This is a genomic window from uncultured Dialister sp., assembly GCF_900541605.1.
In the GTDB taxonomy this organism is placed as follows: domain Bacteria; phylum Bacillota; class Negativicutes; order Veillonellales; family Dialisteraceae; genus Dialister.
This window is the reverse complement of the sequence record NZ_UQKJ01000013.1, coordinates 24,827-30,826: the sequence shown is the minus strand read 5'-3', so window position 1 is coordinate 30,826 and position 6,000 is coordinate 24,827. Positions and strand designations below refer to the sequence as shown.

The window sequence follows — 6,000 nt, the reverse complement described above, 5'->3', positions numbered from 1 at the left end:
AATGGCTGTGAATAATTAGCGCTTGTAAAAAGCCCATTTAATCAGCGTTTCCCTAACTCCTAACTCATGCCGTTTGTACGCCAGCCCATCCTTTTCTTCCAACTTTTCCCTTGTGAAGTGGGGGCCTTATATAATATAATGATAAAATACGTGAAAAAGAGAATTTATTACCTACAGGAGGAAAAGGAATGTTCAAGACATTTCAGATGGATTTAGCCGGTCGTCCGCTTATTATTGAAACCAGTAAGATGGCCAAACAGGCCAATGGTGCCTGCCTTGTCAGATACGGTGACACCGTGGTGCTCGTTGCGACTACTGTCAGCAAGGAACCGAAGGAAGGAACCGATTTCTTCCCGCTCACCGTAGATTATGAAGAAAAAATGTATGCCGTCGGCAAAATGCCTGGCGGTTTCCTTCGCCGGGAAGGCCGTCCAGGAAATTCCGCAATCCTGAATGCCCGTCTCATCGACCGTCCTCTCCGCCCCCTGTTTGATAAGAGATGCCGGAACGACGTGCACGTGGTGGCTACGGTTCTTTCCGTGGACTATGACAATGCGCCGGAACTGTGCGGCATGCTGGGCGCATCCCTGTCCATTGCCATTTCCGATTTCCCCTGGGACGGCCCCATCGCCGGCGTCCGCATCGGCCGTGTGGATGGCCAGTATGTGGTGAACCCCACCCGGGAACAGCTGGCTGCTTCTTCCATGAACATCACCGTAGCCGGTACGGAAGAAGCCATCATGATGGTTGAAGGCGGCGCCAACGAAGCACCGGAAGAAGAAGTGCTGGATGCTATCCTCTTTGGTCATGAAACCATTAAAGAACTGTGCCGTTTCCAGAAGAAGATCATTGCCGAAGTGGGCAAGGAAAAACGGAAGCTCGTCTTCCCGGAAATTCCGGAAGAAATCGAAAAGGCCGTAGCTGACTATGCCACCGCTGACCTGAAGAAAGCCATTTTCGACGCCGACAAGCTGAGAAGAGACGGCAACATTGACGCTGTCAAGAAAGCAGCCAAAGAACATTTCGCTGATATTTACCCCGACAACGGTGCTGACGTGGCAGAAAGTCTGGACCACCTGACCAAGCAGATCGTTCGGGATTCCATTTCCAATGAAGGCATTCGCCCGGACGGCAGAAAGCTCACCGAAATCCGTCCGATTACCTGCGAAGTAGGACTGCTCCCGAGAGTTCACGGCAGTGCCCTCTTCACCCGCGGCCAGACCCAGGCTCTCTCTGTCACCACCCTGGCCCCCATGTCTGAAACCCAGATCATCGATGACCTCACCCCGATCACCGAAAAGAGATACATCCACCAGTACAATTTCCCGTCCTACTGCGTCGGCGAAACCAAGGGATCCCGGGGACCGGGACGCCGCGAAATCGGCCATGGCGCCCTGGCAGAACGGGCACTCCGTCCGGTCATTCCTTCGGTAGAAGAATTCCCCTATGCCATCCGCGTAGTTTCTGAAATCCTTGAATCCAACGGCTCCTCCTCCCAGGCCTCCGTATGCGGCAGCACCATGTCTCTCATGAATGCCGGCGTACCAATCAAAGCTCCGGTTGCAGGCATCGCCATGGGCCTCATCGAAAACGGCGGCAAATTCAGTATTCTCTCCGATATCCAGGGCATGGAAGATGCACTGGGCGACATGGACTTCAAAGTAGCCGGCACCGCAAAGGGCGTCACCGCCATTCAGATGGATATCAAAGTACACGGCATTACCCGTGACATCCTCCTGCAGGCCCTGAAACAGGCCCATGAAGGACGGATCTTTATCCTCGGAAAGATTGCAGAGTGCATCGACAAACCGGCTGACCACCTGTCTCCCTATGCACCGAAGATCATTGCCATCACCATCCCCGTAGACAAGATCCGCGAAGTCATCGGTGCCGGCGGCAAGACCATCAATAAGATCCAGGATGAAACCGGCACGAAGCTGGACATCGAAGAAGACGGCCACGTCTACATTTCCTCCACCGACGAAGAAGCAGCCCAGAAGGCAAAGAAAATCGTAGAAGGCCTCACCCATGAAGTGAAAGCCGGAGAAACCTACCTCGGCCGGGTAACACGGCTCATGAAATTCGGCGCCTTCGTAGAAATTCTTCCAGGCAAAGAAGGTCTGGTCCACGTATCCCAGCTGGCACTCCACAGAGTGGAAAAGCCGGAAGACGTAGTCCATGTGGGCGATGAAATCATGGTCAAAGTTACCGAAATTGACGACAAAGGCCGGATCAACCTGTCCCGCAAAGCCCTTCTCCTGGACAAGAAAAACAAATGAGGACCCGGGGGTTTGAAATCGTAACCGCCTACGAAGGGCAGGGAATCCACCTCCCCGTGAGAAAGACCGCCTCCAGCGCCGGTTACGATATCGAAAGCGCAGCGGACATGGACATTGTCCCCGGCAAAGTCACCCTCATTCCCACAGGCCTCAAGGCCTACATGGAAGGCGACGAATATCTGGGCATTTACATCCGCTCCAGCATGGCCATCAAACATGGCATTATCCTCATCAACAGCACCGGAATTATCGACTCCGACTACTACGATAACGAGGATAACGAAGGCCACATCATGGTGGCCGTATACAATACGGGAAAAGAACCCTTCCACGTGGCCAAAGGCGACCGGGTGGCCCAGGGCATTTTCCAGAAATACGGAAAGACCGACGACGACCGGGCCGAAGGAAAACGGACCGGCGGCGTAGGCAGCACCGGAAAGTAAAAAAAGGGGCAGTGAGGAATGGATTTCTCACTGCCCTTTTGGGTGCTGGGGAAAGGAGAAAAGTGGCAGAGGGGTAACGCCTTTAGTCGGGGGGAATGTGTACCGCCCTCCGCGGGCGAAGCCCGTTACCCCTGAGACACCTCGCCGTCAGGCGTTCCCCCCTTAGCCACTTCTCACAAATAGGGAGCTGCAGCTTATATACATAGTAAAGGAGTTATCATTATGAGCATCGAAAAAGAAAAACTGATTCACCGCGACCCCATCTACGACGGGCAGATTATCCACGTATTCAAAGACACCGTAGAACTGGCAGGACGGGAAACCATCCGGGAAGTGGTGCTCCACCAGGGCGCTGCCGCCATCATCCCGGTGACCGACAAGGGCGAAGTCCTCTTCGTGAAACAGTACCGCTACCCCGTAGAAGAAGCACTTCTCGAAATTCCGGCTGGAAAAATGGACCCCGGAGAAACACCGGACCAGTGCGCCGCCAGGGAACTGGAAGAAGAGACCGGATATAAGGGAAAACTGACAAAACTGGGCTACGTCTACACCACCCCGGGCTTCTGCAACGAAACCATCCACCTCTACCTGGCCACTGACCTGGTTCATACGAAACAGCACCTGGACGAAGGAGAATTTCTGGATGTCCTGCCCATCCCCCTGGAAGAAGTATGGCACATGATGGGGGAAGGAAAAATGTACGACGCCAAGACACTCGCAGCTTTTGCCATGGCCCGTGATAAATTGTAAAATGCTGGAGTTATGTCAACTATGAAAAAGGAGTGCTTCCTGGAGAAGGGGCACTCCTTTAGTTTTCTGATAGAAGAGAATATAGGAAACCAGCGTTGTCAGTGACTTTTGGCAAGGAAAGGTAGTATTTGCAAATGCCTGGTTTTAAGGAAGCGCTGATTAATTTGCAGAGTCCGATTATACAGGTATTTTCATGCAATACTGCGTCATAATCTGGCCAAGGGTAAAAGAAAGGCGCTTTGATGCGCATAGAAAGTGCGCAAGACATGCATAAGACGTGCAAGCCAGCCGCAAGTTGAACGGCCGATCGACAGAAGGAAGGCATCTTAATGTGCAGTAAAGCCGACAATATGCGACCGGCTTGCGAGCCCCTGCGGGACTTTCACACTTTACCTGCTATTAAAACGCTTTTCTTTTAGCGGCTGGCCAATCAACTTGCCTTGGCTCAGCAGTCCTATGCAGGACTGCTGCTTTAAATAGCTCGCTATTCGCGTCGGATTAATCCCTGTATTGCCATGGAAATACAAGAGTGAAATCGAACAGCGATTTAAACAGTGCGTTATTAGAATTCTTTTACCCCGGTCAGCAGGAGCCAGCGTTGGATGAAGTGGAGGTTCCCCTTTTTCAGGAACGGGGCAAAGCCGGTTTTGCCATGACCTTGGAGTTCATCATTAAGTGCTTTTATAATGAGTTTCCGGTTTTCATCTTTTGTTCTTGTCAGGTCCATCCATGCGGAGAGAGAAACTTCGATGGGGATATGTTCTTCTGTTTTCAGCGTGAAACCATATTTTTCATAAAGCGCCAGAAATTCTGTAAGACTTCTGTTTCTTACATGAGATGGGTCCCTGAGAATTTCCAGGGTATCCTCTTTTTCCCGGAGCGCTTCTGATGCCGCTTCCATGTCAATGATTGCTAAAGTGCCTCCTTTTTTCAGGACCCTGGTCATTTCAGAGAAGGGTTTTTCCATTTCAGCAAAGTGATGGAAGGCAAGGCGGGAAATGACCACATCGAAAGTTCTATCTTCAAATGGCATGTCTTCTACGATACCGATTTTGAAGTCCATATTGGAAAGTCCTTCTTTTTGGGCTGCCTCTTTTCCCACATCCAGCATGGCTTTCGTAGTGTCAAGGCAGGTAACATGGGAAGCAAAGGGGGCTATGGAGCGGCCGTTGGCGCAGGTGCCACTGGCAGCATCCAGAACATTCTCATTCCCTTTGAGATGGAGGGAAGTGACTGTATGGGCCAGATAGTCTTTTTTGGAAAAACTCATGGCCCCGGATTCGAAGTTCTTCGCCTGGAGAGTGAAGGATTCTCTGATTTTATCTAGTGTGTTCATGATAGACTCCTTGTAGGTAGAAAAGCAGCGGCCTATGACTAAGGTGGTTGTGGCGGTGCATCATTCATATCACCATTTTGTAAAACACCTGGCCATAGTTGGAAGCATGATGATTCCTGCGTTATAACGTGAAATTGACTCTGGCAGTTGTTTCCTTTCTAAAAGAAACTGCTAACCGGGCTGAGAAATGACTATAGACAGGGACAGAAGGATCTGTCCCGCCAATACACAAAGTTCTCAATGCGCAGGGTCCCATTCGTTTACACATGAATCAACTGTCGTTTCTATTTTATTCCCAATTTCATCCAGATAGCAATGTATGATAAATATTCAATGCTGTAGTAAAACTTTACAGGCCCCTCTATCAATGATGCCTGTCGGCCATGATACAATATATAGAGATGAATAAAGGGAGGCAGCTCTATGGAATGGGTTGATGGCAAGAGACGGTGTTTCTGGGCAAATCCGAAGAATCCACTGTATATCAGATATCATGATGAAGAATGGGGCGTGCCGGTGCACGATGACCGAAAGCTTTTTGAAATGTTGCTGCTGGAGTCCTTCCAGGCCGGCCTTTCCTGGGAGTCCATCCTGAATAAGCGGGAAAACTTCCGGCGCGCCTTCGATGGATTCGATTTGGAAAAGGTGGCTGGGTACGGGGAGGAAAAGATGGAAGCCCTCCGGCAGGACGCAGGAATTATCCGGAACCGTCTTAAAATCCGAGCGGCCGTGGGGAATGCGAAGGCATTTCTTGCTATCCGTAAGGAATGGAAAACCTTTGACGCATACCTTTGGCACTGGACGGAGGGAAAGGTACTCCATGAGACCGGACAGACCTCATCTCCCCTGTCGGATGCTATTTCCAAAGACCTGAAGAAACGGGGCATGAAATTCGTGGGGACCACCATTATCTGTTCCTACCTCCAGGCAGTGGGTGTGATCGATTCCCACGAGGACGGGTGTTTTAAAGGAAAGGACTCTGGCCTTCGGCCAGGGCTAAGGCTGCCGCTTGGGCTCAAGGAAGGGAAACTTTGATGTCAGCCTTCGGCCAAAGGCCACAGCCCGGTGCAGCCTATTGCACCTTATGCCCCCGCTTTGCCCCGGCAAAGCCACCACCCGGTGAACGAGCAAAGCGCAGTTCACCCACCACCTTCAGCCCCATCCGTACGCATGGGAGGATATACCAATACGT

5 protein-coding genes are annotated in these 6,000 nt (G+C 51.3%); 4 read left to right on the top strand and 1 reads right to left on the bottom strand.

Going from position 1 to position 6,000, the window contains the following annotated elements; genetic code table 11:
• The first annotated feature begins 188 nt into the window (after positions 1-188).
• From QZR21_RS01975 to QZR21_RS01965, 3 genes are all read left to right on the top strand, one after another.
• The gene (locus tag QZR21_RS01975; RefSeq protein WP_296973494.1) at positions 189-2,279 is read left to right on the top strand and encodes a polyribonucleotide nucleotidyltransferase; all 2,091 of its coding nucleotides are present in this window, start codon (positions 189-191) and stop codon (positions 2,277-2,279) included.
• The gene (dut, locus tag QZR21_RS01970; protein ID WP_296098492.1) at positions 2,276-2,722 is read left to right on the top strand and encodes a dUTP diphosphatase; all 447 of its coding nucleotides are present in this window, start codon (positions 2,276-2,278) and stop codon (positions 2,720-2,722) included. Before QZR21_RS01975 ends, dut begins: the two co-directional genes overlap by 4 nt.
• Before the next feature lie 222 nt (positions 2,723-2,944).
• Positions 2,945-3,472 (top strand): NUDIX hydrolase, encoded by a 528-nt coding sequence (locus QZR21_RS01965; protein WP_296098491.1) that lies wholly within the window; start codon positions 2,945-2,947, stop codon positions 3,470-3,472.
• 562 nt (positions 3,473-4,034) lie between these two features.
• Here the strand turns inward: QZR21_RS01965 and QZR21_RS01960 are convergent.
• Positions 4,035-4,808 (bottom strand): class I SAM-dependent methyltransferase, encoded by a 774-nt coding sequence (locus QZR21_RS01960; protein ID WP_296098489.1) that lies wholly within the window; start codon positions 4,806-4,808, stop codon positions 4,035-4,037.
• 423 nt (positions 4,809-5,231) lie between these two features.
• Here QZR21_RS01960 and QZR21_RS01955 point away from each other — a divergent pair, with 423 nt between their 5' ends.
• Positions 5,232-5,843: a DNA-3-methyladenine glycosylase I gene (locus tag QZR21_RS01955; RefSeq protein ID WP_296098487.1), complete on the top strand. Its 612-nt coding sequence runs from the start codon at positions 5,232-5,234 to the stop codon at positions 5,841-5,843.
• The last annotated feature ends 157 nt before the right edge of the window (positions 5,844-6,000 follow it).